Annotated in this window: 22 protein-coding genes and 1 pseudogene; 13 read left to right on the top strand and 10 right to left on the bottom strand. The window is 64.7% G+C overall.

The genetic code is table 11. The annotated features are described in order from the left end of the window. Positions 1-201 precede the first annotated feature (201 nt). Positions 202-1,365, bottom strand: a complete 1,164-nt coding sequence (locus QM741_RS13970) for a GNAT family N-acetyltransferase (RefSeq protein ID WP_415208285.1) — start codon at positions 1,363-1,365, stop codon at positions 202-204. 130 nt (positions 1,366-1,495) lie between these two features. After that, entirely contained in the window at positions 1,496-2,458 is a 963-nt protein-coding gene (trxB, locus tag QM741_RS13975) for a thioredoxin-disulfide reductase (RefSeq protein ID WP_415208286.1), read from the bottom strand. A gap of 362 nt (positions 2,459-2,820) precedes the next feature. Here trxB and QM741_RS13980 point away from each other — a divergent pair, with 362 nt between their 5' ends. From QM741_RS13980 to lolA, 4 genes and pseudogenes are all read left to right on the top strand, one after another. Next, positions 2,821-5,100 (top strand): DNA translocase FtsK, encoded by a 2,280-nt coding sequence (locus tag QM741_RS13980; protein ID WP_415209130.1) that lies wholly within the window; start codon positions 2,821-2,823, stop codon positions 5,098-5,100. 260 nt (positions 5,101-5,360) lie between these two features. Further along, positions 5,361-6,420, top strand: a pseudogene (locus QM741_RS13985) (FtsK/SpoIIIE domain-containing protein); the annotation flags it as partial. A gap of 81 nt (positions 6,421-6,501) precedes the next feature. Then, a complete protein-coding gene (locus tag QM741_RS13990) occupies positions 6,502-6,705 on the top strand; it encodes a hypothetical protein (protein ID WP_415208287.1) in 204 nt (67 codons plus the stop codon). 15 nt (positions 6,706-6,720) lie between these two features. Then, positions 6,721-7,371, top strand: coding sequence for an outer membrane lipoprotein chaperone LolA (gene lolA / locus QM741_RS13995; protein WP_415208288.1), 651 nt, complete (start codon positions 6,721-6,723; stop codon positions 7,369-7,371). A 151-nt stretch (positions 7,372-7,522) separates the two neighbouring features. Here the strand turns inward: lolA and QM741_RS14000 are convergent, their stop codons facing one another. The 4 genes from QM741_RS14000 to QM741_RS14015 form a co-directional block, all read right to left on the bottom strand. Continuing rightward, positions 7,523-9,391, bottom strand: a complete 1,869-nt coding sequence (locus QM741_RS14000) for a family 2A encapsulin nanocompartment cargo protein cysteine desulfurase (protein ID WP_415208289.1) — start codon at positions 9,389-9,391, stop codon at positions 7,523-7,525. 4 nt (positions 9,392-9,395) lie between these two features. Next, positions 9,396-10,328 (bottom strand): family 2A encapsulin nanocompartment shell protein, encoded by a 933-nt coding sequence (locus QM741_RS14005; protein ID WP_415208290.1) that lies wholly within the window; start codon positions 10,326-10,328, stop codon positions 9,396-9,398. Between the two features lie 161 nt (positions 10,329-10,489). After that, positions 10,490-10,945 carry a rhodanese-like domain-containing protein gene (locus QM741_RS14010; protein WP_415208291.1) on the bottom strand — a complete coding sequence of 152 codons (456 nt, stop codon included), beginning with the start codon at positions 10,943-10,945 and terminating at the stop codon, positions 10,490-10,492. A 114-nt stretch (positions 10,946-11,059) separates the two neighbouring features. Continuing rightward, a complete protein-coding gene (locus QM741_RS14015) occupies positions 11,060-12,760 on the bottom strand; it encodes a SulP family inorganic anion transporter (protein WP_415208292.1) in 1,701 nt (566 codons plus the stop codon). Between the two features lie 161 nt (positions 12,761-12,921). Here QM741_RS14015 and QM741_RS14020 point away from each other — a divergent pair, with 161 nt between their 5' ends. Further along, the gene (locus QM741_RS14020) at positions 12,922-14,271 is read left to right on the top strand and encodes a replication-associated recombination protein A (RefSeq protein WP_415208293.1); all 1,350 of its coding nucleotides are present in this window, start codon (positions 12,922-12,924) and stop codon (positions 14,269-14,271) included. Positions 14,272-14,362: 91 nt separating this feature from the next. Here the strand turns inward: QM741_RS14020 and aqpZ are convergent, their stop codons facing one another. Further along, positions 14,363-15,064, bottom strand: a complete 702-nt coding sequence (gene aqpZ, locus QM741_RS14025; protein ID WP_415208294.1) for an aquaporin Z — start codon at positions 15,062-15,064, stop codon at positions 14,363-14,365. Between the two features lie 235 nt (positions 15,065-15,299). Here aqpZ and QM741_RS14030 point away from each other — a divergent pair, with 235 nt between their 5' ends. The 3 genes from QM741_RS14030 to QM741_RS14040 all read left to right on the top strand — a co-directional run bounded on the left by QM741_RS14030 (position 15,300) and on the right by QM741_RS14040 (position 16,812). Beyond that, complete coding sequence (locus QM741_RS14030) at positions 15,300-15,599, top strand: YciI family protein (RefSeq protein WP_415209131.1); 300 nt, start codon at positions 15,300-15,302, stop codon at positions 15,597-15,599. A 38-nt stretch (positions 15,600-15,637) separates the two neighbouring features. Next, the gene (locus QM741_RS14035) at positions 15,638-15,886 is read left to right on the top strand and encodes a BolA family protein (protein ID WP_415209132.1); all 249 of its coding nucleotides are present in this window, start codon (positions 15,638-15,640) and stop codon (positions 15,884-15,886) included. Between the two features lie 77 nt (positions 15,887-15,963). Then, positions 15,964-16,812 (top strand): peptidyl-prolyl cis-trans isomerase, encoded by an 849-nt coding sequence (locus tag QM741_RS14040; RefSeq protein WP_415208295.1) that lies wholly within the window; start codon positions 15,964-15,966, stop codon positions 16,810-16,812. Positions 16,813-16,939: 127 nt separating this feature from the next. Here QM741_RS14040 and queF read toward each other — a convergent pair whose 3' ends face one another. Beyond that, positions 16,940-17,329 (bottom strand): preQ(1) synthase, encoded by a 390-nt coding sequence (queF, locus tag QM741_RS14045; protein WP_415208296.1) that lies wholly within the window; start codon positions 17,327-17,329, stop codon positions 16,940-16,942. Positions 17,330-17,589: 260 nt separating this feature from the next. Between queF and smc the strand changes: the two genes are divergently transcribed. The 4 genes from smc to QM741_RS14065 all read left to right on the top strand — a co-directional run bounded on the left by smc (position 17,590) and on the right by QM741_RS14065 (position 23,005). Continuing rightward, positions 17,590-21,090: a chromosome segregation protein SMC gene (gene smc, locus QM741_RS14050; protein ID WP_415208297.1), complete on the top strand. Its 3,501-nt coding sequence runs from the start codon at positions 17,590-17,592 to the stop codon at positions 21,088-21,090. Between the two features lie 146 nt (positions 21,091-21,236). Then, positions 21,237-22,001: a cell division protein ZipA gene (gene zipA / locus QM741_RS14055; protein ID WP_415208298.1), complete on the top strand. Its 765-nt coding sequence runs from the start codon at positions 21,237-21,239 to the stop codon at positions 21,999-22,001. Positions 22,002-22,005: 4 nt separating this feature from the next. After that, the gene (locus QM741_RS14060) at positions 22,006-22,452 is read left to right on the top strand and encodes a hypothetical protein (protein WP_415208299.1); all 447 of its coding nucleotides are present in this window, start codon (positions 22,006-22,008) and stop codon (positions 22,450-22,452) included. Between the two features lie 157 nt (positions 22,453-22,609). Then, positions 22,610-23,005, top strand: coding sequence for a phasin family protein (locus tag QM741_RS14065; RefSeq protein ID WP_415208300.1), 396 nt, complete (start codon positions 22,610-22,612; stop codon positions 23,003-23,005). Between the two features lie 496 nt (positions 23,006-23,501). On the opposite strand, the gene QM741_RS14070 is transcribed toward QM741_RS14065, so the two are convergent. Both QM741_RS14070 and QM741_RS14075 read right to left on the bottom strand, forming a co-directional pair. After that, positions 23,502-24,146 carry a TetR/AcrR family transcriptional regulator gene (locus tag QM741_RS14070; RefSeq protein ID WP_415208301.1) on the bottom strand — a complete coding sequence of 215 codons (645 nt, stop codon included), beginning with the start codon at positions 24,144-24,146 and terminating at the stop codon, positions 23,502-23,504. A gap of 16 nt (positions 24,147-24,162) precedes the next feature. Then, a complete protein-coding gene (locus QM741_RS14075) occupies positions 24,163-24,420 on the bottom strand; it encodes an acyl-CoA-binding protein (protein ID WP_415208302.1) in 258 nt (85 codons plus the stop codon). A gap of 151 nt (positions 24,421-24,571) precedes the next feature. On the opposite strand from QM741_RS14075, the gene QM741_RS14080 reads away from it, so the two are divergent. Next, complete coding sequence (locus QM741_RS14080) at positions 24,572-26,566, top strand: SDR family oxidoreductase (protein WP_415208303.1); 1,995 nt, start codon at positions 24,572-24,574, stop codon at positions 26,564-26,566. The last annotated feature ends 9 nt before the right edge of the window (positions 26,567-26,575 follow it).

The raw sequence follows: 26,575 nt of genomic DNA on the forward strand, positions 1-26,575 counted from the left end.
GTAAGTGCGTGGTAAGTGCATCAGGAGCTATTTTGCGATGTAACGCGGCATAACGCAAGTTTGGGAAAATTCTTATAACTATTTGATTTTATTAGTATATATTTGATTCTGTTAGAAATTTTCCAGACGGGAAAATTAAGTTCTGGAGGTAGAAGTCGGATGTTCGAATCCTCTCACCCCGACCAGCAACGGGAACGCGGATCAACGTTCCGCGACGGAATGCCGGGCGTACGGAGAGTGCGCCATCAATTCCCTGCGGTATTCCTCCAGCGCTTCGGCCTCGCGCGCGAGCGCGGCGCGCACGGCTGCGCGGAAGCGCGGTTCGGCGATGTAGTGGTACGAGGCCGTCCTGGTCGGCAGAAAGCCGCGCGCGATCTTGTGTTCGCCCTGCGCGCCGGGTTCGAACGCGGTCAATCCTTCGCGCAGGCAATATTCGATGCCCTGGTAGTAGCAGGCTTCGAAATGCAGGCCCGGCACGTTGGCGGTGCTGCCCCAGTAGCGGCCGTAGAGCGTATCGGCGGAGCGCAGCATGAAGGCCATCGCGATAATCTCCCCCGCGCGCCGGCAGAGCACGGCGACGACCTGTTTCGGCATGGTCGCGCCGAGATGGCGGAAAAAAGCTTCCGTCAGCGCGGCGTGATTGCCGCGTTCGTCGAAGGTATGCAGATAGAGCCGGTGGATCGCGCGCCACTCGCGCTCGTCGAGTTCGTCGCCGTGGCGCAACTCGCAGACGATGCCGGCGCGCGCGACCTGCGCGCGTTCGGCGCGGATGTTCTTGCGCTTCTTGTGGTTTAGCGCCGCGAGGAAGTCGTCGAAGGTGCTCCAGCCGCCATCGTCCGCGCAGCGATTCGTCCAATGGAACTGCCAGTCGAAACGCGCGAGCCAACCCGCTCGTTCCAACGCCTGCGCATCGCTCTCGACGACGAAATTGACGTGCGCCGAGGATAGGCCGTGGCGCTCGACTTCGCCGGCGATCGCTTCGATCAGCGCTGCGCGCAGCGTTGCGCCGTCGTCGCCTGGACGCGCCAGCAGGCGCGCGCCGGTGGCGGGTGAGTAGGGCACCGCAGCCAGCAGCTTGGGGTAGTAATCCAGTCCGGCGCGTTCGTAAGCCGCGGCCCACGACCAGTCGAAGACGAATTCGCCGTGCGAGTTGCCTTTGAGGTACAGCGGTGCGGCGGCAACCAATTCTCCACTTTTATACAAAGCGAGATGGTGCGCGCGCCAGCCGTATTCGGCGCGCAGGCAGTCGGTTTCTTCGAGGCCGGAAAGGAATTCGTGACGAAGGAACGGATTGTCGCCGGGAAGCAGCGCGTTCCATGCGGCGGCGTCGATGTCGTCGAGACGGGAGTGGAAACGAGCCTGCATTCTTTATGTCGTCATTCCCGCGCAGTGGGAATCCAGTTCCTGTTTTTCATCACGAGCAAAACGTCAAAAGAAAGAACCGGATTCCCGCCTGCACGGGAATGACGAGCCAAAGAAAACGCTGCCCTCGTTGTTATCCCGCCAGACCCAGTTTGTCGAGATACTTCTCCGCATCCAGCGCCGCCATGCAGCCGAAGCCGGCCGAGGTGACGGCCTGGCGGTAGACCTGGTCGGCCACGTCGCCCGCGGCGAACACGCCGGGCACGCTGGTTGCGGTCGCGCCGCCCTCGATCCCGGTCTTGATCACGATGTAGCCGTTCTTCATCTCGAGTTGGCCGCTGAAGATTTCGGTGTTCGGCGCATGGCCGATCGCGACGAACATGCCGTGCACTTTGAGGTCGCGCGTGGCGCCACTCTGCACGTCCTTGATGCGCACGCCGGTCACGCCCTTGTCGTCGCCGAGCACCTCGTCCACCGCGTGGTTCCAGACGATGTCGACCTTGCCGGCCCGTTGCTTGGCGAACAACTTGTCCTGCAGGATCTTCTCGCCGCGGAACTTGTCGCGGCGATGGACGACGGTGACCTTGTTCGCGATGTTCGACAGGTACAACGCTTCCTCGACCGCGGTGTTGCCGCCGCCGATCACGGCGACATCCTGGTCGCGGTAGAAAAACCCGTCGCAGGTCGCGCAGGCGGAAACGCCCTGACCTTTGAATTTCTCCTCGGATTCCAGGCCCAGATACTTCGCGGTCGCGCCGGTGGCGATGATCAGCGCATCGCAGGTGTATTCGCTGCTGTCGCCGACGAGGCGGAGCGGCTTGGCCTTCAGGTCGGCCGTGTGGATGTGGTCGAACACGATATCGGTGTCGAAGCGCTCGGCATGCTTTTGCATGCGCTCCATCAGCGCAGGTCCCTGCAGGCCCTCGACGTCGCCCGGCCAGTTGTCGACGTCGGTCGTCGTCATGAGCTGTCCGCCCTGTTGCAGGCCTGTGATCAGCGTCGGCCTGAGATTCGCGCGCGCGGCGTAGACCGCGGCGGTGTAGCCGGCGGGGCCGGAGCCGAGGATGATCAGGCGGCTGTGCTTCGGGGTCGTCATGTATAATTTCTCCGGTGGGAAAGCGGTTTCGAGAAGATTTCCAGTCGGAGCGGTCGCAGGCTTGCGCGCTTGAGCAGGAAATCTCCTCAAACCGCTTCCTTGTCCCGTTCCGAACTGTTTTCCGGCAATTCTGCGACGCTTTGGAGCTTTGCAAGATGGGGCGAGAAACCGTTTGAGTCAAGCCGGCATTCCCGATTCGGCGAGGCTTTCCATGAAGCCGTATTCGCGATGCCAAATGGTCGGTGTACGCACGCAGAACAGACGAAAAAACAATTCGTTAATGGATTAACTTAAGGTAGACTCACGCGGTGCCGCGCGAATCCAGAAAACCATCGAACAAGACCGCCGGTGCGACGCCGGTCATGCCGCGCGTCGTGCGCGAAGTCGCGATCATCGCGCTGCTCACCGTGGTCGTGTACCTGATTGCGTGCTTGGCGAGCTACAGCCCGGCCGACCCGGCTTGGTCGCACGCGACTTCCGATCCCGCCAGGCTCCACAACATCGGCGGCAAGATCGGCGCGTACCTGGCCGACGTCACGTTCTGGTTCTTCGGCTATCTCGCCTACGCATTCCCGCTGCTGCTGCTCGGCGTGGGCTGGGCGCTGTTCCGCGACCGCGAGGAGGAATCCGACTCGGCGCTCGAACCCGCGCTGCGACTGATCGGTGGCGTGGCGTTCTTCGTCGCGGGTTGCGGCCTCGCCTACCTGCAATACGGCCGCCGTGGGGACTTGCCGGCCAATGCCGGCGGCATTCTCGGCACGGCCATCGGCGATGCGCTGCAACGCGGGTTTTCGTTTCCGGGCGCGACGCTGTTCCTGCTGGCGCTGTTCCTGATCGCGGTCACGCTCGCGACCGGCCTGTCGTGGTTCAAGCTGATGGATGCGATCGGCCGCGGCATCTTCCGCGCGCTGGACTGGCTCGGCGCCGGCGCGAAGAAGGTCGAGGACGTGCGCGTGGCGCGTGCGGCGCGCGTCGAGCGCGAGGAAGTGCGCAAGGTCGAGACGATCCGGCAGACGAAACGCGAGCCGGTCAAAATCGAAGCGCGCGACACCGCGCCGATCGAGCGCAGCAAGCGCGCCGAGGCCGAGGCGCAGATTCCGCTGTTCGCCGGCGGCGCCAATCAGGAGTTGCCGCCAATGTCGCTGCTCGACCTGCCCAAGCAGCAGGTCAAGGGCTATTCCGACGAAACGCTCGAAGCGCTGTCGCGCCAGGTCGAGTTCAAGCTCAAGGATTTTCGCATCGACGCGCAAGTCGTCGGCGTCTATCCGGGGCCGGTGATCACGCGCTTCGAGCTGCAGCCCGCGCCGGGCATCAAGGGCAGCCAGATTTCCAATCTCGACAAGGACATCGCGCGCGGGCTTTCGGTGATCAGCGTGCGCGTGGTCGACGTGATTCCGGGCAAGTCGGTCATTGGCCTGGAGATTCCGAATCAGGCCAAGGAGATCGTCTACCTTTCGGAAATCTTGAGTTCCGAACGCTACGATTCGGTGAAATCGCCGCTCGCGCTCGCGCTCGGCAAGGACATCGGCGGCAAGCCCGTCGTCGCCGACCTCGCCAAGATGCCGCATCTGCTCGTCGCCGGCACCACGGGTTCGGGCAAGTCGGTCGCGGTCAACGCGATGGTGCTGAGCCTGCTCTACAAGGCGACGGCCAAGGAAGTGCGCCTGCTGATGGTCGATCCGAAGATGCTGGAACTGTCCGTGTACGAGGGCATTCCGCATCTGCTTACGCCGGTCATCACCGACATGAAGGACGCTGCCAACGGCCTGCGCTGGTGCGTGGCCGAGATGGAGCGGCGCTACAAGCTCATGGCCGCGGTCGGCGTGCGCAACCTCGCCGGCTTCAACAAGAAGGTGAAGGATGCCGCCGACGCCGGCCAACCCCTGCTCGATCCGCTGTTCGTGCCGAAACTCGATCTGATGCCGAACGCCGTTGCGAAGCCGCTCGAACCGCTGCCGTTCATCGTCATCATCATCGACGAATTCGCCGACATGATGATGATCGTCGGCAAGAAGGTCGAGGAACTGATCGCGCGCCTCGCGCAGAAGGCGCGCGCGGCGGGCGTGCACCTGATCCTCGCCACGCAGCGCCCGTCGGTCGACGTCATCACCGGCCTGATCAAGGCCAACATCCCCACGCGCATCGCGTTCCAGGTATCGAGCAAGATCGACTCGCGCACGATCCTCGACCAGTCCGGCGCGGAAGCGCTGCTCGGCCACGGCGACATGCTCTACCTGCCGCCCGGCACCGCGCAGCCCGAGCGCGTGCACGGCGCCTTCGTCAGCGACGACGAAGTGCACCGCGTCGTCGAACATCTGCGTGCGCAGGGCCGGCCCGAGTACATCGACGGCGTGGTCAACGACGTGCAATCGCTCGGCGACGGCAAGGTCATCGGCGAATCGGGCCTGCCCGAGGAGGCCGAAGACGGCGAGGGCGGCGACAACGACGAGTTGTACGACAAGGCCGTCGCCATCGTCACCGAAAGCCGCCGCGCCTCGATCAGCGGCGTGCAGCGCCGCCTCAAGATCGGCTACAACCGCGCCGCGCGCCTGATCGAATTGATGGAAGCGCAAGGCATCGTCAGCGCGCCGCAGCACAACGGCAACCGCGAGGTGCTCGCGCCGCCGCCGCCGGAGGTGTGACAATTATGCGCGGTGATCCCGTAATGCATATTTTCGCGATAGGGGTTGCTCTCGCTTGCATCGTTGCTGTCGTGGCTTTCGGTCGCCCTATATGTCCGTATTGCAGGAGGCGGGGTGGGCGTTATCTACGCCAAACGCAATATGGGCAACCAGATAGACGATACAAGACCAACCCGTTCATTTGCCCGCATTGTGATCGTGCTGAGTCGCGAAAGGTTACTGCACTCGATCGGGCTGAATTTTCCGCGGCGGTCGCCAGTAAGGTTGAGGCGATTAAACAAGCCAAGCGTGGGCCGGCCAAGATCGAGATACTCGATCCTGTGGCGATCAAGCACAGCAAGCGTGCCGAGGTCGAAGCGCAAATTCCGCTGTTGGCCGGTGGTGCGCAGTTGGAACTCCCACCGATATCTCTACTCGATTTGCCGAAAGAAGAAGGGAAGGTTCCCCTCTCTGAGATTTTGAGTTCCGAGCGTTACGACTCGATGAAGTCGCCGCTCACACTCGCGTTGGGCAAAGATGTCGACGGCTGCGCCATCGTCGCAGACTTGGCGAAGATGCCGCACCTGCTTGTCACCGGCGCCGTGGGCTCGGGCAAGTCCGTCGCAGTCAACGCGATGGTGTTGAGCCTGCTCTACAAGGCGACGGCCAAGTGAAGTGCGCCTGCTGATGGTCGATCCGAAGATGCTGGAACTGTCCGTGTACGAGGGCATCCCGCATCTGCTCACGCCGGTCATCACCGACATGAAGGACGCCGCCAACGGTTTGAGATGGTGCGTGGCCGAGATGGAGCGGCGCTACAAGCTCATGTCCGCGGTTGGCGTGCGCAACCTCGCCGGCTTCAACAAGAAGGTCAAGGACGTGGCCGATGCGGGTCAGCCGCTTCTCGATCCGCTGTTCGCGCCCAAGTCAGACCTGATGCCGAACGCGCATCAGCAACTGCTCGAGCCGCTGCCGTTCATTGTCATCATCATCGACGAATTTGCCGACATGATGATGATGGTCGGCAAGAAGGTCGAAGAGCTCATCGCGCGTCTGGTGCAGAAAGCGCACGCTGCCGGTATCCATGTGGTTTTGACAACAGCGCGGCCATCCAAAGACGTTTTTCCCCTCCAAATTGAATCCTTCGTTCATTCGAGGCTGATTTTTCATCTTCCCGAGCGAAGTGGGTATGCCGCCGCAGTTTTAGGGCTCCATTCGGAATCGTTATTGGAGTTTGGGGACGCCTTTTTTGTGGAGCAACGAAATACCCAAGAGATTCGCGTTCACGGCGTTTTCGTCGATGATGCAGAAGTGCGTCGGGTGGCCGACCATTTGCGTGCGCAGTGCAGGCATATCTCGGATACTGCATGGCAAAGCGAGTCGAAGTGACGGAAATCGATGTGCCATTGGCGGAGGCATGAAATGAGCAAACGCAGGAAAGACGATCCATTTCGAACGTTCCGGGAATGGGAAGGGGACAAGGATCGTCACGCCTACGAGAAACTTTCCGTGTCGATGCACATCTATACCGATGAAGAAATCGCCGAGTGGGCACGGCTCGATGCGTTCGCGGAAGGCGAGCGAGAGGCGCTTGAAAAGAAACTCAAAGACAAGACTTGGGAATAACGCTTGCCGCAAATGATGGAAAAGTGGACTCTGATTTTCGCTCTGACTTTCTGCGGCAATCTGTTCGCCGCCGACACCGCGCGCGCGCGCCTCGATGCGTTTTCCAAAGGCATGACCTCCGTCTCGGCGAACTTCGAGCAGCAGGTCAGCGATGCGAACAGCGGCAAGACCAAGGCCAGTAGCGGTACGCTGTCGCTGAAGGCTCCGCGCCAGTTTCGCTGGGACACGACCGCGCCGTACAAGCAGCTCATCGTTGCCGATGGCGAGAAGGTGTGGATCTACGATCCCGACCTCGAACAGGTCACCGTGCGTGCGCAGGGCACCGAGGAAGCGCACAGCCCGCTGACCGTATTGACCGACCTGTCCCAGCTCGATCGCGATTTCGCCACGAGCGAGCAGGGCGAGCACGACGGCCAGATCTGGCTGCGCCTCAAGTCGAAGGACAAGGAGCCGCAGTTCGAATATGCCGACCTCGGCTTCGATTCGTCGGGGCTGGCGAGCATGACGTTCCGCGACACGTTCGGCAATGGCACGCAGATCCATTTTTCGGCGTGGCAGCGCAATGCGAAGCTGGCGCCCGAGCAATTCAAGTTCGTGCCGCCGAAGGGCGTCGACGTCGTCGGCGATCCGACGCCGGCCGCGGAAGCGCATCCGCTCAAGCCGTAGCTTTTGCTTCCCTTCCCCCGCCGGGGGAAGGTGGCGCGAAGCGCCGGATGAGGGAAAAGCGCTGCACGAATGTGAAGGTATCGCGAATCGTCACGCCTCTCCCTCATCCGCCCTTCGGGCACCTTCTCCCGGTGGGAGAAGGGAGGAAGCGTCAGAGCGGTCTTGCGGCGCGCAGCCGGCGCAGCACGTCGGCGAAATGTTCGACTTCCTCGCGCGTGTTGTAGAACGCGAGCGAGGCGCGCACGGTGGCTTCGACGCCGAAGCGGCGCAGGATCGGTTGCGCGCAATGATGCCCCGCGCGCACGGCGATGCCTTCCTCGTTGAGCGCCTTGCCGACTTCCTCGGGCGCGTAGCCGGCGAGCAGGAACGAAAGCACGCTGGCCTTGTCCGGCGCGGTGCCGATCAGGCGCAGGCCCGGAATGTCGGCGATCAGGGCGGTCGCGCATTCGAGCAGTTCGTGCTCGTAGGCGGCGATGTTCTCGATGCCGATGCGTTCGACGTACTGCAACGCGGCGCCGAGTCCGGCCGCGTCGGCGATGTTGCCGGTGCCGGCCTCGAAGCGCGCGGGCGGGCCGTGGAACAGCGCGCGCTCGAAGGTGACGTCGGTGATCATGTTGCCGCCGCCCTGCCAGGCGGGCATGTCCTCGAGGATCGCACGCTTGCCGTAGACCGCGCCGATGCCGGTCGGCGCGAACACCTTGTGCCCGGAGAAGACGAAGAAATCCGCATCGAGCGCCTGCACGTCCACGCGCATATGCGAGACGGACTGCGCGCCATCGACGATCGCCTTCGCGCCCGCACGATGCGCAAGGTCGACGATGTCCTTGATCGGCACGACGCTGCCGAGCGCGTTCGACACCTGCGTGACCGACACGAGTTTGGTGCGCGGCGACAATAGGCGCTGGTATTCGTCAAGGCGCACCTGGCCCGCATCGTCGACCGGGATCACGCGCAGCTTCGCGCCGGTTTCCTGCACGAGTTGCAGCCACGGCACGATGTTGGCGTGGTGTTCGAGATGCGAGACGACGATTTCGTCGCCGGCGCCGATGTACTTGCGGCCCCAGGTCTTGGCGATCAGGTTGATGCCTTCGGTCGCGCCGCGCACGAAGATGATCTCATCGGGCGAACTTGCGCCGATGAAACGCGCGACGGTCTTGCGCGCGTCCTCGTAGGCGTCGGTCGCGCGCGCGGCGAGTTCGTGCGCGGCGCGGTGGATGTTGGAGTTTTCGTGCGCGTAGAAATGGGCGAGGCGGTCGATCACCGCCTGCGGTTTCTGCGTGGTCGCGGCATTGTCGAACCAGACCAGCGGGCGGCCGTTGACCTGTTCGGCGAGGATCGGGAAATCGCGGCGGATCGTGGCCACGTCGAACACGACGCGGCGCGCGGGTTCCGCCGACGGCGCGGCTTTCGCGGCGAGCGGCGAGAGTTCGGCGGCAGCCGGCGCGTCGGCGAGAAAGTAGTAGTTCGATGCGGTCGTGGCCGGCGCATCGGCTTCGCGCGGTTCGTTCGGAACGAGACCGACCAATTCATTCGCATCGGGGAAAGCGAAGGCGCTCGCGCCGGGCACGCTGCGCACGGACTGCGGCGGCTCGATTGCGGGTGCGTCGAGGAAATAGAACGGCGAAGCGGCCGGCGCGCGATCGATCAAGGGTGCGCTTTCGGCGCCATAGCCTTGCGGCACGGCCTGCGCGGAGTGCGCGCGGCTGCCGGCATAGCCGGGCGCGCGCGTGGCGACGAGATCGGGCACGCCGTTGCGAGCCTGCGCATCGGGCGTCAGCGACGGCGCCGCGGAGGCATATGCGAGCGCATCGGGCAGCGACTGCGGCACGACGCCGGCCGGCGACTCGTGCGGCAGCGGCGAGGTCACGCCGGGCGGATCGGGCGGCGTCAACGCCTGCGCCTGCGCGCCGTTCGGCAGCGCGTTGAAGAACTCGCCGGCCCAGCGCGCGAGTTCCAGCGCGTCGGGCAGGCCGGCCGGCGCCTCGGGCGCGAGCGGAAGGGATGGCGTGGGAATGGCCATCGGGTCAGCTCACGTAGGTATGCGCGTACTCGTGGTACTTGTCGATCTCGACGTCGTCGAGCACGGCCAGCGCATCGTCGGTCTGCACCGCGAGCGAGCAGTACAGCGAGACGAGGTAGGAGGCGATCGCGTTGCGCTCGATGCCCATGAAGCGCACCGACAGGCCCGGACTCTGTTCGCCCGGCAGGCCCGGCTGGAACAGGCCGACCACGCCCTGGCGTTTGTCGCCGACGCGCAGCAGCAGGATCTTCGACTTGCCGTCCTCGACCGCGATCTTGTCCGAGGGAACCAGGGGAATTCCGCGCCAGGTGAGGAACTGCGCGCCGAACAGGCTTACCGTCGGCGGAGGGACGCCTCTGCGCGTGCATTCGCGGCCGAACGCGGCGATCGCGAGCGGATGGGCGAGGAAGAAGGCCGGCTCCTTCCACACCTTCGTCAGCAGTTCGTCGAGATCGTCCGGCGTCGGCGCGCCGCCGAGCGGCTGGATGCGCTGCGACTCGGCGACCTGCGAGAACAGGCCGTAGTCGGGGTTGTTGATCAGTTCGTTTTCCTGTTTTTCCTTGATCGTCTCGATGGTCAGGCGCAGTTGCTCCTTGACCTGGTCGAACGGACTCGAATACAGATCGGAAATGCGCGTATTGACTTCGAGCACGGTGGCGCAGGCGCTGAGCACGTATTCGCGCGGCTTCGCCTCGTAGTCGACGAAGGTCTGCGGCAGGTCGGATTCGTCGCGGCGCGCGCAGGCGAAATCGATGCCCTGCGGATTCTTCACCTTGTTGAGCCGGTACACGCCCGCTTCGACCGGCAGCCATTGCAGCAGGTGCGTGAGCCAGCGCGGCGAGATGAGGTCGAGTTTCGGCGCGGACTTGGTGGTGTTCGCAAGCTGGCGCGCGGCGGCGTCGCCGAGCGAGAGTTGCGCGGGTTTCTTGTCAACCATGATGCGTCCTTGGGGCAGTGGCCAAAGCGATGGCGATACGGGTCATGTTAGGCGTGAGGCAATCGAGCGGCAATGGGGGTTTGCAAAAAAGCCGCGACGGATGCGCGGCTTTTTTTTTGCGGCGGCGGCGAGCGCGACGCCCGGCATCGAACGTGCCGGCGTCAGTCCTGCATCCACGGCAGCCCGGCCGCGCGCCAGCCGTTGCGCGTGCCGCGACGACGCTGCTCGTCGAGATCGCCTTCGAAACCTTCGGCGATCGCGTGCACGCTGTCGAATCCCGCCGCGCGCGCCGCGGCCGCGGCCACTTCCGCGCGCGCGCCGCTGCGACAGAGCAGGAGCACGGTCGCGTCCTTGCCGGTCTTCGCCTCGAGTTCGCGCACGAAGCGCGGATTGCGCGTCAGCCGCGTGCCGGTGGCCCAGGGCACGTGGATCGAATCGGGCACGTAGCCGACGAAGGTACGCTCCTCGAGCGTGCGCACGTCGACCAGTTTCGCCGCGCCCGAGGCGAACAGGCGCCAGGCTTCGCGTGCCGATACCGTGTCGGTGAGAGCCGCGGCCGGATAAGTACGATTATCGGCCGATTCGACGGCGGCGCCGTGGTCGAGCAGAAGGGTCATGGGCCTTGCCTCGCTAGGCGGCAAAAGAGCCGCGAAGTGCAAGTTAGGGCGATTCCCGGGTCAGGAAAAAGGACGAAAACCGGTTTGGTTAGAACCAAACCGCATAAGCGGCGATCAAGCCGCCGGCATCGCCCTGGCCAGCGTCAGCGCCGCGGCGAAATCGGGGGCGAAGCGCAGCCGCTCGCCGTCGGCATGGACGTCCATCTGCGCGAGTATGCGCCGCGGCTGTTCCTGCAGGCCCGACAGGATCACGCGCGTGCCCTGACGTCCGCAGCGGCCGAGGAACTGGCGCAGCGCGGTGACGCCGCTCGCATCGATCAGCGGCACGAGGCGCATGCGCAGGATGAACACGCGCGGCGGCGCGGGGAACTGGTTGAGCACGTCGTCGAGGCGGTTGGCGACGGCGAAGAACAGCGGGCCGGAAATCTGGAACGCTTCGACGCCCGCGGGCAGCAGCGCGCGCTGGTTCGGCTCGCTGCCGTCGGGGTTGTCGGCATCGGCGTCCTCGTCGGCAAGCGAAATGTTCGACTGCATCGCGACCACTTCGCTCATGCGATGCATGAACAGGAACGCGGCGAGCACGAGGCCGACCTCGATCGCGACGGTGAGGTCGAACATCGCCGTCAACGCGAAGGTCAGGATCAGCACGATGCGATCGCCGACCGGACCGCGCATCAGGTGCTTGAAGCTTTCGATCTCGGCCATGTTCCAGGCGACGACGAGCAGCACGGCGGCGAGCGTGGCCAGCGGCACGTAGCGCATCAGCGGCGCGAGCACGAGCATGAAGACGAGCAGGAACACGGCGTGCAGCATGCCCGCGACCGGCGTGCTGCCGCCCGAGCGGATGTTCGTCGCGGTGCGCGCGATCGCGCCCGTCGCGGGCAGGCCGCCGAACAGCGCCGAGGCGATGTTGGCGACGCCCTGCGCCACGAGTTCGGCGTTCGAGCGATGGCGGCCGCCTATCATGCCGTCGGCGACGACGGCCGACAGCAGCGATTCGACGCCGGCGAGGAAGGCGATCGTGAACGAGCTCGGGAACAGTTCGAGCGTGCGCTCGAGCGGGATGTGCGGAATCGCGAACCGAGGCAGCGCCGCCGGAATGCCGCCGAAGCGCGAGCCGATCGTTTCCGCGGGCATCGACAGCAGCGAGCAGGCGAGCGTGCCGAGCACGACGGCGATCAGAAATCCCGGCCAGTTCGGGCGCAGGCGGCGCAAGCCGGCGATCATGGCGACGCTGGCGACCGACAGCAGCAATGCGGCTGGAGTGAAATCGGGCAGATGCTGGAAGTAGGCCTGCCAGCGCGCGAAGAACTCCGCCGGCACCGCGCCCATGCGCAGGCCGAACAGATCCTTCACCTGGCTGGCGAAGATGCTCACCGCGATGCCGGCGGTGAAGCCCGTCACCACCGGCTTCGGAATGTACTTGAGCAGCGTGCCGATGCGCAGCACGCCCGCGGCGATCAGCATGAAGCCGGCCAGCAGCGTACACAGGATCAGTCCGCCGTAGCCGAATTTCTCGATCACGTTGAACACGACCGGGATGAACGCGGCCGTCGGCCCGCCGATCTGTACGCGCGAGCCGCCGAGGAACGAAATCAGGAAGCCCGCGACGATCGCGGTATGCAGGCCCTTTTCCGGCGTCGTGCCCGAGGCGATCGCCAGCGCCATCGCCAGCGGCAGAGCGACGACCGCGACGGTGAGTCCGGCGACCGCGTCGCGACGGAACGTGTCGAGGCTGTACCCGCGCCGCAGCACGGTCCACAGCTTCGGTTCGTAGATCGTCCAGTTCGGCGAAGCGGCGGCGGTATGCGGCATGGTTGCGAAGTATACCGCTGGATGCTTTTGCCCGTCATTCCCGCATGCTCCTGGCGGGAATCCAGCGTCTTTACTTTTCGCTCTCCAGAAATCAAGAGCAAAGGCGCTGGATTCCCGCCTTCGCGGGAATGACGAGCAAGAGCATCGCGTATCATGCCGGCATGCCACGCAGAAAAGCCGATGCAAGCGCTCAGTTGTTCGCCGAACCGGAAGGGTTGAAGCCGCTGGCCGAACGCATGCGTCCGCGCACGCTCGACGAAATCGTCGGCCAGGTGCGCCTGCTCGGTCCGGGCACGGCGCTGCGCCGGGCGATCGAGGCGGGCCACGTGCACTCGATGGTGCTCTGGGGGCCGCCCGGCTGCGGCAAGACCACGCTGGCCCTGCTGCTCGCGAAATATGCGAATGCGCGCTTCCGCGCGATCTCGGCCGTACTGTCCGGCCTCGCCGACGTGCGTGTGGCGTTGGCCGAGGCAGAGACCGCCTTCGCGCAGGGCGAGCGCAGCGTGCTGTTCGTCGACGAGGTGCATCGCTTCAACAAGGCGCAGCAGGATGCGTTCCTGCCGCACATCGAGAAGGGCGTGATCCTGTTCGTCGGCGCGACGACGGAGAATCCCTCGTTCGAGCTGAATTCCGCGCTGCTCTCGCGCTGTCGCGTGCACGTGATGGACACGGTGTCGGTCGAGGCGATCGTCGAGGCGCTGCAGCGCGCGCTACGCGACGAAGAGCGCGGGCTCGGCGAATTGCACCTCCAGGTCGCCGATGCTTCGCTGCACCTGATCGCGCAAGCCGCTGACGGCGACGTGCGCCGCGCGCTGACCCTGCTCGAAATCGCCGCCGACGTGGCCCACGACGGCGTCATCGACGAGGCGACGCTCGGCCAGGTGCTCGCCGACCGCACGCGCCGTTTCGACAAGGGCGGCGAGCAGTTCTACGACCAGATCTCGGCGCTGCACAAGTCGGTGCGCTCGTCCGACGCCGACGCGGCGCTGTACTGGTGCACGCGCATTCTCGACGGCGGCGTCGATCCGGCCTATCTCGCGCGCCGGCTTACGCGCATGGCGATCGAGGACGTCGGCCTAGCCGACCCGCGCGCGCTCACGTTCGCGCTTGAGGCTTGGGACACGTTCGACCGGCTCGGCTCGCCCGAGGGCGAACTCGCGCTCGCCGAAGTCGCGATCTACCTCGCGATCGCGGCCAAGAGCAACGCCGCCTACGCCGCGTTCGGCGAAGTGAAAGGCCTGATCGCCCAGACCGGCACGCTCGACGTGCCGATGCACCTGCGCAACGCGCCGACCAAGCTGATGAAAGGGCTCGGTTACGGCAAGGGCTACCAGTACGATCCCGACGTCGAAGGCGGCATCGCGTTCGACCAGCAGTGCCTGCCCGACGCGCTCGTCGGCCGCGAGTTCTACCGGCCGACCGAACGCGGCCTCGAAGCGAAGATCCGCGAAAAGCTCGACACGGTACGCGCGGCGCGCGCTGCGGCGCTTGCCAGGCAACGGGAGCGCTGACGCATCGCCCGCAAACGAATTCTGGCTGCGCCGATTCGCTCGCGCGGGAACACGGGCCGAAGCCCGGCTCCCGCGCGAGCGGCGTGATGCTTCAGTTCTTGCCCGCGCTGCCGAACAATGCCTTGTAGGCGAAGCCGCCGAGTGCGCCGCCGACGATCGGCGCCACCCAGAACAGCCACAACTGCGACAGCGCCGCCGTCGTCGCGAAGAACGCCACGCCGGTCGAGCGCGCCGGGTTCACCGAGGTATTGGTGACCGGGATGCTGATGAGATGGATCAGCGTCAGCGCGAGGCCGATCGCGATCGGCGCGAAGCCGGCCGGCGCGCGCGCGTCGGTCGAGCCCATGATGACCATGACGAAGAAGAACGTCAGCACCACTTCGATGACGAGCGCGGACTGCAGCGAATAGTGCCCCGGCGAAAGATCGCCGTAGCCGTTCGTGGCGAAGCCGCCGGCGGCGAAATCGGGCTTGCCGCTGGCGATCAGATAGAGCACCGCGGCCGCAGCGACCGCGCCGAGCACCTGGGCGACGACGTACGGCACAAGATCGGCGGCGGCGAAGCGGCCGCCGGCGACGAGTCCGACCGACACTGCCGGATTGAAGTGGCCGCCCGAGATGTGGCCGATCGCGTAGGCCATCGTCAGCACCGTGAGGCCGAACGCCAGCGCTACGCCTGCGAAGCCGATACCCAACTGCGGGAACGCCGCCGCCAACACCGCGCTGCCGCACCCTCCGAACACGAGCCAGAACGTGCCGAAGAATTCGGCACCCAAACGTTTGCCAAGCGACATTGCCCTCTCCTTCTTCGTTGTGGGAAAACCTCGCCGCATCGCGCCGCGCGGCACGCCATCCTAACGCATCGGCGATCGAGCGAATGGCTTGAGTATCGAGTTTCGCGATCATCCTTTGAAGGATGACCCGGACACTCGCCTCGCTTCAGGCTCATGTCTCATTGGACATGACTCCCGATCGGGCGACGCTTCGTATTCCGGTATCATTGCGGTTTCCATCTTGCCCGATACCGCCATGTGGTACGCCATCACCGCCCTCGATCATCCCGGCAGCCTGGACAAGCGCCTCGCCGCGCGCCCGGCGCATTTGCAGCGCTTGCACGATTTGCTGAACGCCGGTCGCCTGCTGCTGGCCGGTCCGTTTCCGTCGATCGACAGCGAGGACCCGGGGCCTGCCGGGTTCAGCGGCAGCCTGATCGTCGCCGAGTTCGCCGATCTCGATGCGGCGAAAGAATGGGCCGCGGCCGATCCGTTCGTGGCAGCCGGTGTCTATCGCGACGTGGACGTGCGCCCGTTCCGCAAGTCGCTGCCGTGACGGGTACCGCCGAACTCAATACGGCGCGAATCGTGCGCATGCGCGAGTTGCTTGGCGCCGAATTCGCTCCGGCCCAGCTCGACATCGTTGACGAGAGCCATCGGCACGTGGGCCACGCCGGCGCGCGCGACGGGCGCGGGCACTTCCGCGTGCGCATCGTTTCGCCCGTGTTCGGGGGATTGGCGCAGGTCCGGCGTCATCAGCGCGTCTATGCGGCATTGGGCGACATGATGCGCACCGATATCCACGCGCTGACGCTGGAAACGCGGGCGCCGGGCGAAGATTGAACGTGCTGCGGGAATCGACAGGCGTCATTCCGGCAGGGAATGACGGGACGCAAATATTGCCATCCGAGGAAATTTTCATGCGCAAAACCCTTTTCATTTCCCTCTGCCTCGCGCTCGCTGCTTGCTCCGGCACCGGCTCGGGCGAACGCACGGTGCAGATGCCGGCGAACCTGCCGGTCGCCGAAACCGTCGACGGCGTCGCCGTGCCGCAGGAACTCGTCGACGCCTTCGTGCGCGTGAAGGCGCCGAAGGCCGACATGAGCCGGCCGGAGCAGCGCGCCGAAATCCTGCGCGTGCTGGCCGACTACGTGCTGCTCGCCGGGCAGGCGCAGCGCGACAAGCTGGCGGACGATCCGAAGTTCGCGGCCAACGTCGAAGTGGCGCGCCTGGCCGCGCTCGCCAACGAAACGATGATCCGGTTGCAGGAGCAGACGCCGATCACCGACGAGGCGCTCAAGGCCCAGTATGACGCGAAGGTTGCGGGCATGGGCAAGTTCGAATACGACCTCGGCAGCGTGTTGTTCGCGAGCGAGGACGATGCGCTCAAGGCTGCCGGCGAACTCGTTTCCGGCACGCCGTTCGCCAAGGTCTACGACGAATGGAAGGGCAAGGCGCAGGCCAAGGCGCTTTCGCACGTCAACACGGAAAACATGCCCAAGCCGGTGACGGATGCGTTGGCGTCGATGAAGGCCGGCGACTTCACGCGCATGCCGCTGAAGTTGCCGCAGGGCTGGCTCGTTTTCCAGGTGCAGGCGGTCAATCCGCTGGCGCCGCCCGAGTTCGACAAGGTCAAGGAGAACATCCGCCGCGACCTGCAGAAGAAGATCGGCGAGGAGCGGCTGGCCCGGATCAAGAATCAGGCGAAGATCGAATACCCGGCGGGCGCGGCGCCGGCGGCTCCTGCTACGCCCGGAAAAAAAGGCTGAAGCAACACGAAGGACGCGAAGGACGCAAAGGAAAAGCGAAGGAAGATTATTTGTTGCCTGAATCTTCCTTGCTTCTTCTTTTTCTTTGCGTCCTTCGCGTCCTGCCCCTGCTTTTCGCGGTTGTTCTTTACGGCAGGACGACGATGCCCGGCGCCTTCCAGCCCTTCTTGCGGTGCTCGGCGACGACGGTGGTGCAGATGCCGCCGCGCACGCCGAATTCCGCGGTCAGGCGCATGAAACGCGGCTTCGTCGCCTTGACCAGATCGTCGAGGATGCGATTGGTCACGTCCTCGTGGAAATGGCCTTCGTCGCGGAAGCTCCAGATGTAGAGCTTGAGCGACTTCAACTCGACGCAGGTCTTGTCGGCCACGTATTCCAGACGTATCTCGGCGAAGTCCGGCTGGCCGGTTTTCGGGCACAGGCAGGTGAACTCGGGGATGCGCATGCGGATGGTATAATCGCGCTCCGGCTGCGGATTCGGAAAGGTCTCCAGTGCTTTGCTGGGCTGGGTGGACATGCTGTTGACTCCTGAAAACTTGCGGCGAGGAAAAATTTCTTCTCTTGCCGTCATTCCCGCGCAAGCGGGAATCCAGTGTCTTTGCTCTCCGTAGGGCAAGATCAAGATGGATTCCCGCTTGCGCGGGAATGACGAGCAAAAAAGCCGCTTCTGCGGGATGTCGCCTTCTCATCGGCGAGGGCGCGCACCTTAGCTCAAGCGCTCGCTCACTACAACGCGGGCAATCTTGCGCGCGGCAAAGGGACTTTCAAGAACACACGATGCGCCTTACCACGATCAAACTCTCCGGATTCAAATCTTTCGTCGATCCGACTGTCCTGCACCTGCCCACGAACATGACCGGCGTGGTCGGCCCGAACGGCTGCGGCAAGTCCAACATCATCGATGCGATCCGCTGGGTGATGGGCGAGAGCGCGGCGAGCCGCCTGCGCGGCGACGCGCTGAGCGACGTGATCTTCTCCGGCTCGACCGGGCGCAAGCCGGTCGGCACGGCACAGGTGGAGTTGATCTTCGACAATTCCGACGGCCTCGTCGTCGGCGAGTACGCCAAGTACAACGAAATCTCGGTCAAGCGCGTGGCCAGCCGCGACGGCCAGTCGCAGTATTTCCTCAACGGCGCGCGCTGTCGCCGCCGCGACATCACCGACCTGTTCCTCGGCACCGGCCTCGGCGCGCGCAGCTACTCGATCATCGAGCAGGGCATGATCTCCGAGATCATCTCCGCGCATCCGGACGAACTGCGCGGGCACCTCGAAGAAGCCGCCGGCATTTCCAAGTACAAGGAACGGCGCAAGGAAACCGAGAGCCGCATCAAATCCACGCGCGAGAACCTCGAACGCCTGAACGACGTACGCGAGGAAGTCGACAAGCAGCTCGAACACTTGAATCGCCAGGCCAAGGCCGCCGCGCGCTGGCAGGAACTGAAAGCCGAACAGGCGAAGAAGGAATCCGAACTGCGCGGCCTGTACTACCGCGCGATCGCGACTGAACTCGAAGGCCACGGCGACGCGTTGCGCGAGGCCGAAACCGGCATCGAGAAGCTCGTCGCCGACCAGCGCGGAATCGAGGCGCAACTCGAAACGCTGCGCGAGACGCATCAGGGCGCGACCGATCATTTGAACGGCGTGCAGGGCGAGGTCTACCGCGTCGGCGGCGACATCGCCCGCGTCGAGCAGCAGATCCAGCACAACAAGGAACTCGGCGAGCGCCTCGAACGCGCGCGCGTCGAAACCGAGAACGCCTATGCCGAACTCGGCGAGCACATCGCCGCCGACCGCGAGCAGATCGAAGCGCTGCGCGCCGCGCTGCTTGATGGCGAGCCGAAACTCGAAGCGCAGCGTGAAGCCGCCGGGCAGACCGCCGAGGCCCAACAGGCAGCGGAAGCCGCGCTCGCCGAATGGCAGTCGCAATGGGACGAGCACGCCAAGGCCAGCGCCAATTCGGGCCAGGCCGCCGAGGTGGAACGCACGCGCTTGGACTACCTCGACCGCCAGTCGATGGAAACCGGCCGCCGCCTTGAAGCGCTGCGCGCGGAAAAACGGGCCGCCGATTTCGCCGCGCTCAGCGCGGCGGCGGAAAAACTCGCGGCCGACCACGACGAGCACAAAGAGAAGGTCGAAACCTTCACAGCGATGCTCGACGAGCGCAAGGCCAAGTACGAAGAACTCGCCGGCGAGGAACATCAGGCCAGCGCGTGGCTCGGCGAGGGCCGCACGCAGTTGCAGGCGATGCGTGGCCGGCTCGCTTCGCTCGAAGCCTTGCAGCACGCGGCGCTCGGTCAGGAGAGGTCGCCTGCGCACGAGTGGCTGGAACGGCTCGGGTTCGACAAGGCGCCGCGCCTGGGTGAAGCGCTCGATGTCGAAGCCGGTTGGGAAACCGCAGTCGAGACGGTGTTGTCGGGCCTGTTCGACGGCGTGCTTGTCGATGCGCCGTTCGATTTCCTCGGCGAACTCGCGCAGGCGAACAGCGTGGACATCGTGCTGGTCGCGGCGGAGCAGGGTGGTGCCGCGCGCGCGGGCACGCTTGCCGCGCACGTGCGGGGACCCGCGGCCGCACTGCACATTCTCGACAGCGTCTACACAGCCGATTCGATCGGCGCCGCACACGAACGCGCGCGCAACCTCGCGCCGCACGAATCGGTCATCACGCCGGCCGGCGAATGGCTCGGTGCCGGCTTCGCACGTGTGCGCCGGCGCGGCGACGCGCAGGCGGGCGTCATCGCGCGCGAAAAGGAAATCCACGTGCTCAAGGACGAAATCGCCGCCTCCGAGCAGCGCATTTCCTCGCTAGGCATGCGCTTCGACGAGATCAAGGCCCAGCGCGCCGACGCCGAACGCGCGCGCGACGACGCGCAGCGCGAACTCTACGTAGCCCATCGCCGCGTCGCCGAACTTGCCGGGCAGTTGCAGAGCCATCGCGGCAAGCTCGAAACCGCGCAGGCACGCATCGCGAGAGTCGACGGCGAGATCGCCGAACTCGAAATCAAGCTCGCCGCCGACGACACCGCCACGCGCGAGGCGCGCGCGCGGCTCGAAGAGGCCGTCTCGCACATGGGCGACCAGGAACAGCGCCGCCAGCATCTCGACGGCGAGCGTCGCCGTCTGCTCGAAGCGCGCGAGGAAGCGCGCATGAACGCGCGCGAGGCGTCCGAACAGATGCACCGGCTCGCGCTCGACATCGAATCCAAGCGCACAGGCGTCACCGCGCTCGAACAGGCGCTGCTGCGCATGCACGGCCAGCTTTCCCAGCTCGAAGCGCGCAAGGCCGAAATCGTGCAGCAACTGGCATCGGGACAGACGCCGCTCGCCGATCTCGAAGCCGAGCGCCAGATCTACCTCGACCAGCGCCTGCTGGTCGACAAGCAACTCGTCGAGGCGAGAAAGGCGCTCGAGACGCACGACCACGAATTCCGCGGCCACGAGCAGGAGCGCCACCGCATCGAACATCTGTTGCAGCAGGCGCGCGAGGCGTTGTCGGAGAAACGTCTCGCCGAGCACGGCCTGAAGATGCGCGCGCAGCAGTTGCAGGATGCGATCGTCGCCGCGGGCCACGAATTCGCCACGCTGGTCGAGGCGTTGCCGCAAGGCGCCGATCCGCAGGAGTGGCAGAACGACATCAACGAACTCGACGCGAAGATCAAGCGCCTGGAGCCGGTCAACCTCGCCGCGATCTCCGAGTACGAGGAGCAGTCGCAGCGCAAGGCGTACCTCGATTCGCAGCTTGCCGACCTCAACACCGCGCTGGAAACGCTCGAGACCGCGATCCGCAAGATCGACGCCGAGACGCGAGCGCGTTTCAAGGAAACCTTCGATCGCGTCAACGCTGGTCTGCAGGAACTGTTCCCGCGCCTGTTCGGCGGCGGCCAGGCGTATCTGGAACTGACCGGCGACAACGTGCTCGACGCGGGCGTGGCGATCATGGCGCGCCCGCCGGGCAAGCGCGTGACCAGCATTTCGTTGCTTTCCGGCGGCGAGAAGGCGATGAGCGCGGTCGCGCTGGTGTTCTCGATCTTCCGCCTCAACCCGGCGCCGTTCTGCCTGCTCGACGAGGTCGACGCGCCGCTCGACGAGGCCAACGTCGGCCGCTTCTCGAATCTCGTCAAGGAGATGAGCGAGAACGTGCAGTTCCTCTTCGTCACCCACAACAAGGCGACGATGGAAGTCGCCGAGCAGCTCTGCGGCGTGACCATGCGCGAGCCGGGCGTGTCGCGCCTGGTTCAAGTAGACTTGGCCGAGGCGGCGAAGCTGGCAGGCGCCGCCTGACGAAGCTCGTGATCGTCATTCCCGCGTGCTCTTGGCGGGAATCCAGCGACTTTGGTCTTCGTGAACGACAAGAGTGAAAGACACTGGATTCCCGCCTGCGCGGGAATGACAGCACACAGTAACGAAGTACTGCCGGAGTTGCCGGAATGGACCCAACCCAACTACGCATCATCCTCGTCATCGCCGGCATCGCCGCCCTCGCGTTGATCTATTTCTTCGGCCGCCCGCGCAAGCCGGGGCAGGGCAGACGCAAGCTCGGGCAAACCGAAAACGGCGAGCGCGTCGAGCCTTCGCTCGGCGAAGTGCCCGATCCCGATGCCGAACCCGCGCAAGGCGAGCTCGACGTAGGCATCCAAAGCGAACTCGACAAGCTCGGTGCCGCCATCTCGGCGGGTCGCGCCCGCGCCTCGACGCCCGTGCCGCCTGCGCGCAAGGGTCCGCTGCCGGGCGTGCGTCCGCAGACGCAGCCGGTCGAACGTATCGTCACCCTGCACGTTGCCGCGCGGCCCGGCGAGACGATTCCCGGCGCCAGCCTGATCGTCGCAGCCGAGAAGGCCGGCCTGCTGTTCGGCGACAAGAACATCTTCCATCGCCTCGTCGTGGGCCGTCCCGAGGCCGGGCCGATCTTCAGCATGGCTAACATGGTCAAGCCGGGCTACTTCGACATGCGCGAGATCGACTCGCTGCAAACGCCGGGCGTCACCTTCTTCATGGCGCTGCCCGGCCCCGTGCCCGCGCTCGACGGCTGGGACGCGCTGCTGCCGACCGCGCAACGCATGGCCGAACTGCTCGGCGCCAACGTCCTCGACGAGGAACGCAGCGTGCTCGGCCGCCAGCGCATCGCGCACATCCGCGATGAACTGCGCGCTTACGATCGCAAGTACGAGAGCAATCAGATCAAGTTGCGGTGATGTCATGCGGCATTTCTCAACCGCCTGTATAGCTTCGATTGCATTGCAAGGTTGCGTTGCTACGCAGCCCTCAACCACCGTTGCCAATGATAATTTTGTAGGCTGCTACAAAGTTACTTCGCAAGCGTTGGCTTCAAATTCCAAAATTAAGGTTGAAGCCGACATGCGTTTGGCGAATGAGCCTGTGCGGACACCATGGGGTACCTTTTCGAAGGTGCTCGAAGGTATTCCCGACGGGAGTTTCAAAGATACAGGGGGTTATTGGTTCTTCGATCGAGGGCAACTCCAAATGGTATGGAGCAATAACGGGCTATCCGGCTTTGAGATTGTTGTCCATGCTGATGGCAATCAATTTTCTGGGGTTGCCCACGAATATTGGGACTTTGAACCACATATCACGAAAGAGAAAAAGATGTTTCTCAAGAGGATGAAGTGCGAGGTAGGTCAGTAGCGCGTAGGCTGGGCTGCAAAGCCCAGCTTGTTTACGTACTGGGAAATGCTGGGCTTATCAGCCCAGCCTACCGAGTCGTGCAAATGATTCAACGTTAGTGTGAATGTTCTAGCTTCGAGCGCTAGCTTTCATTGCACTCCATCAACGAGGCAACATCATGGCTGGCAAGAAAACCCGGAACGTCAAGATCGAATTCGCGAACACGCCGGCGGAGCAACTGCGCCGCGTCTGGCTCGCCGGCCTCGGCGCGTTTTCGCTGACGCGCAAGCACGGCGGCCAGTGGTTCGGTCGTTTTGTCGCAGAAGGGCAGGGATTCGCCGCACGCGGCACGCGGTTCGCACGCGAAACCGTCGCCGATGCGCAGGCGCAGGCCACCGGCGTGTTCAGCCCGATCCTGCTGCGCGCCGAAAAGCAGTGCGATGCTTATGCGAAAGTGGTCGAGAACGGCGTCGGCCGCGTCCTCAACCGCTTCGGCATTCCGACCAAGTGCGAAATCGAGGACCTGACGCGCCAGATCGCCGCGCTGAGCCGCAAGCTCAAAGCCGCGAAGTAACGTCCAGGAGCGCCCCCTTCAGCCCTTCGGGCAGCCTCCCCCGCTTCGCAGGGGAAGCGAGAGCAGGGCTTTTGATCTTGCTTCCACTTTTGATCTTCGGGTCCCCGTTTGCCGCGGCGAGGGCATGACGGAAACGCCCGCAGGGTCGCGCGCGGGATGCGCGCGAGTTCGTTGTACGCATCATTGACGTGCGTTCAACGAACCCCGGCATGACCTCGCGAACCGCCGTAGGCGGCGCGGCATCCGGGGTGTGTTCTCTTTGGTCACTTTCTCTTGCACAAGCAAGAGAAAGTGACCCGCGCGCGGGATGCGCGCGGAAAGGTGAAGGGACGCGGTTGCAGACTGCAACGACATTCGTTCAATGGCATCCATGCAGTCTGGATTCCGGCAGTCCCTGCCGGAATGACGGCATAGAGCAAGAGCTGGATTCCCGCCTTCGCGGGAATGACGAGCAAAGAGATTCCCGCGAAGACAGGAATGGCGAGCAAAGAGCGCGTCAGCGCCGATACGCCTGTGCCAGCGTGTTGAGATGCACGCGCTCGGCGTCGCGCAGGAACGGCGCGATCAGCAGCATGACTTGATAAATGCCGTGGGTCAGGTCTTCCTGGCTCGGCGCGATCTTGTGCAGGTCGCCGCTCGCGCGCACCGCGTTGAAGTTGAGCCAGAACGTCGTCACGAGCAGCACGTTTTCCGCGGTGGCGCGGATTTCGTCTGCCGTTGCGCGCACGATGCCGGCCTGGGCGAGGCCGGTGAGCACGTCGCGCGTGCTCGCGCCGGCGCGTGCGAGGATGCGCGCGAAGTGCGCGCGCAGCTTGCGGTTGCGCGAGAGGATGTCGACGAGATCGCGGTAGAGGAAGCGGTAGTCCCACATGCACTCGAACACCATGTGCAGTTGCAGCCACACGTCCTCGAGCGTCGGCAGGCGGTTGTCGGGCACGAGCAGGGCCTGGTCCATGCGCGCCTCGAAGCGCGCGAAGATGTGCTCGACGATGTTTTCTTTGTTGCGGAAGTGGTAGTAGAGGTTGCCGGGGCTGATCTCGAGTTCGTCGGCGATGTGGTTCGTGGTGACGTTCGGCTCGCCCTGCGCATTGAACATCGCGAGGCTGACCTCGAGGATGCGATCCTTCGTCCGCCGCGCCATGCGTGCCGCGCGGCGGTCAGCCGCCGAGTTTCTTTACCAGTTCGATGTACTTCTGCTGCGCGTCGTCTGCCTTGGTGCCCTTGAGCTTGGCCCACGCTTCGTACTTGGCCGTGCCGACGAAATCGAAGAAGCCGGGCTTGGGGCCGGTGACGTCGCCTTCGGAACCTTGCTTGTAGAGCGCGTAGAGCTTGAGCAGGGTGTCGTTGTCCGGCCGCTCCTTGAGCAGCTTGACGTCTTCGCTTGCCTTTTCGAATTTCGCTTTCAGGTCGGCCATGTCGTTCCCCGGGGGCGTGTCGGAATTCTACGCAGGCGCTTGCCGCCGGGTCAACGCGAACGCGGATTCCAACGTCGCCGCGATGCGCCGCAGCAAGCATTCTTCGCACGCCGTGCAATACTCGCACGGGCAATTCACAGCAGGGTGAATCATGACTTATTTCGTCACCGGCGCGACGGGATTCATCGGTCGCCATCTCGTGGAAAAACTGTACGCGCGCAAGGGCACGATCCACTGCCTCGTGCGCCGCGGTTCGATGGAAAAGTTCGAGGCGCTGCGCGAACGCCTCGGCGACGACGGCAAGCGCCTCGTCGCGGTGCACGGCGACATTGCCAAACCAATGCTCGGCCTCGCGCCGGCGCAGCGCAAGGCGCTTGCGGGCAAGGTCAGGCATTTCTTCCATCTCGCCGCGATCTACGATCTCGCCGCGGATGCCGAGAGCCAGTACAAGGCCAACGTCGAAGGCACGCGCCATGCCGTGCAGCTCGCGGACGAGATCAAGGCCGGCTGCTTCCATCACGCCAGTTCGATCGCCGTCGCCGGCCTGTATCCGGGAGTGTTCCGCGAGGACATGTTCGACGAGGCCGAGGACGTCGAGGCGAATCCGTACTTCAAGACCAAGCACGAGTCCGAGGCGATCGTGCGCAAGGAGTGCGCGCGCCCGCATCGCATCTATCGTCCCGCGATCGTGCTCGGCCATTCGCGGACCGGCGAGATCGACAAGATCGACGGACCGTACTATTTCTTCCGCACGCTGAAGAAACTGCGCCAGACGCTGCCGGCGTGGATGCCCGTGCTCGGCATCGAGGGCGGGCGCGTCAACATGGTGCCGGTCGACTACGTGGTCGACGCGATGGACCACATCGCGCACAAGCCCGGCCTAGACGGCGGCGTGTTCCACCTGACCGACCCGGCGCCGCTGCGCATCGGCCAGGTGCTCAACATCTTCGCCCACGCCGGGCACGCGCCGCAGATGTCGATGCGCCTCGACGCGCGCATGTTCGCGTTCATCCCGGCCGTGGTGAAACAGGGGTTGGCGAGCCTGCCGCCGGTCAAGCGCTTCGTCAACGCCGTGCTGCGCGATCTCGGCATCCCGGCCGAAGCGCTCAAGCTGATCAACTATCCGACGCGCTTCGACTCGCGCGAGACCGAACGCGCGCTGCGCGGCTCGAAGATCAGGCTGCCCAAGCTCGACGGCTATGCGTGGCGCCTTTGGGATTACTGGGAGCGTCACCTCGATCCCGACCTGTTCGTCGACCATTCGCTGAGCGGCAAGGTCAAGGGCCGCACCGTGCTGATCACGGGCGGTTCCTCGGGCATCGGCAAGGCGGCGGCGCTCAAGATCGCCGGCGCGGGCGGCAAGGTGCTGATCTGCGCACGCGGCGCCGACGAACTCGCCGAGGCGAAAAAGGAAATCGAAGCGGCGGGCGGCATCTGCCACACCTACGTCGCCGATCTGGCCGAGAGGAAGTCGGCCGACGAGCTCGTGGCCACGATCGTCAAGGAGCACGGCGGCATCGACATCCTCGTCAACAATGCCGGCCGCTCGATCCGCCGCGCGATCGCGTCGAGCTACGACCGCTTCCACGACTTCGAGCGCACGATGCAGCTCAACTACTTCGGTTCGCTGCGCCTGATCATGGGCTTCCTGCCCGGCATGGCCGAGCGCCATCGCGGCCACGTCATCAACATTTCCTCGATCGGCGTGCTGACCAACGCGCCGCGCTTCTCGGCCTACGTCGCCTCGAAGGCGGCGCTCGACGCGTTTTCGCGCTGCGCACAGGCCGAGTACTCGGACAACGGCATCAGCTTCACCACGATCAACATGCCGCTCGTGAAGACGCCGATGATCGCGCCGACCAAGATGTACGACTCGGTGCCGACGCTGTCGCCGGACGAAGCCGCCGACCTGATCGCCGAGGCGATCATCGAACGCCCCGTGCGCATCGCCACGCGCACCGGCATCTTTGCGCAACTGCTCTACGCGGTCGCGCCGCGCCTGTACGAAGTCATCATGAACACTGCGTTCCGCATGTTTCCCGACTCGGCCGCGGCCAAGGGCATGAAGGGCAGAGCAGAACTCGAGCAGCAGCCGACGAGCGAGCAGGTGGCCTTCGCGTCGATCATGCGCGGAGTGCACTGGTAGCTTTGTGCC

The organism is Rudaea sp. (assembly GCF_047601565.1).
Classification (GTDB): Bacteria; Pseudomonadota; Gammaproteobacteria; order Xanthomonadales; family Rhodanobacteraceae; genus Rudaea.

Coding starts and splice junctions, on each gene's coding strand:
- QM741_RS14040 (WP_415208295.1), top strand. CDS start 15,964: ATGCGCAAAACCCTTTTCATTTCCCTCTGCCTCGCGCTCGCTGCTTGC.
- aqpZ (WP_415208294.1), bottom strand. CDS start 15,064: ATGTCGCTTGGCAAACGTTTGGGTGCCGAATTCTTCGGCACGTTCTGG.
- QM741_RS14060 (WP_415208299.1), top strand. CDS start 22,006: ATGCGGCATTTCTCAACCGCCTGTATAGCTTCGATTGCATTGCAAGGT.
- QM741_RS14075 (WP_415208302.1), bottom strand. CDS start 24,420: ATGGCCGACCTGAAAGCGAAATTCGAAAAGGCAAGCGAAGACGTCAAG.
- QM741_RS13990 (WP_415208287.1), top strand. CDS start 6,502: ATGAGCAAACGCAGGAAAGACGATCCATTTCGAACGTTCCGGGAATGG.
- QM741_RS14070 (WP_415208301.1), bottom strand. CDS start 24,146: ATGGCGCGGCGGACGAAGGATCGCATCCTCGAGGTCAGCCTCGCGATG.
- zipA (WP_415208298.1), top strand. CDS start 21,237: ATGGACCCAACCCAACTACGCATCATCCTCGTCATCGCCGGCATCGCC.
- lolA (WP_415208288.1), top strand. CDS start 6,721: ATGGAAAAGTGGACTCTGATTTTCGCTCTGACTTTCTGCGGCAATCTG.
- QM741_RS14030 (WP_415209131.1), top strand. CDS start 15,300: ATGTGGTACGCCATCACCGCCCTCGATCATCCCGGCAGCCTGGACAAG.
- smc (WP_415208297.1), top strand. CDS start 17,590: ATGCGCCTTACCACGATCAAACTCTCCGGATTCAAATCTTTCGTCGAT.
- QM741_RS13970 (WP_415208285.1), bottom strand. CDS start 1,365: ATGCAGGCTCGTTTCCACTCCCGTCTCGACGACATCGACGCCGCCGCA.
- QM741_RS14020 (WP_415208293.1), top strand. CDS start 12,922: ATGCCACGCAGAAAAGCCGATGCAAGCGCTCAGTTGTTCGCCGAACCG.
- QM741_RS14010 (WP_415208291.1), bottom strand. CDS start 10,945: ATGACCCTTCTGCTCGACCACGGCGCCGCCGTCGAATCGGCCGATAAT.
- QM741_RS13980 (WP_415209130.1), top strand. CDS start 2,821: ATGCCGCGCGTCGTGCGCGAAGTCGCGATCATCGCGCTGCTCACCGTG.
- QM741_RS14000 (WP_415208289.1), bottom strand. CDS start 9,391: ATGGCCATTCCCACGCCATCCCTTCCGCTCGCGCCCGAGGCGCCGGCC.
- queF (WP_415208296.1), bottom strand. CDS start 17,329: ATGTCCACCCAGCCCAGCAAAGCACTGGAGACCTTTCCGAATCCGCAG.
- QM741_RS14080 (WP_415208303.1), top strand. CDS start 24,572: ATGACTTATTTCGTCACCGGCGCGACGGGATTCATCGGTCGCCATCTC.
- QM741_RS14015 (WP_415208292.1), bottom strand. CDS start 12,760: ATGCCGCATACCGCCGCCGCTTCGCCGAACTGGACGATCTACGAACCG.
- QM741_RS14005 (WP_415208290.1), bottom strand. CDS start 10,328: ATGGTTGACAAGAAACCCGCGCAACTCTCGCTCGGCGACGCCGCCGCG.
- QM741_RS14065 (WP_415208300.1), top strand. CDS start 22,610: ATGGCTGGCAAGAAAACCCGGAACGTCAAGATCGAATTCGCGAACACG.
- trxB (WP_415208286.1), bottom strand. CDS start 2,458: ATGACGACCCCGAAGCACAGCCGCCTGATCATCCTCGGCTCCGGCCCC.
- QM741_RS14035 (WP_415209132.1), top strand. CDS start 15,638: ATGCGCGAGTTGCTTGGCGCCGAATTCGCTCCGGCCCAGCTCGACATC.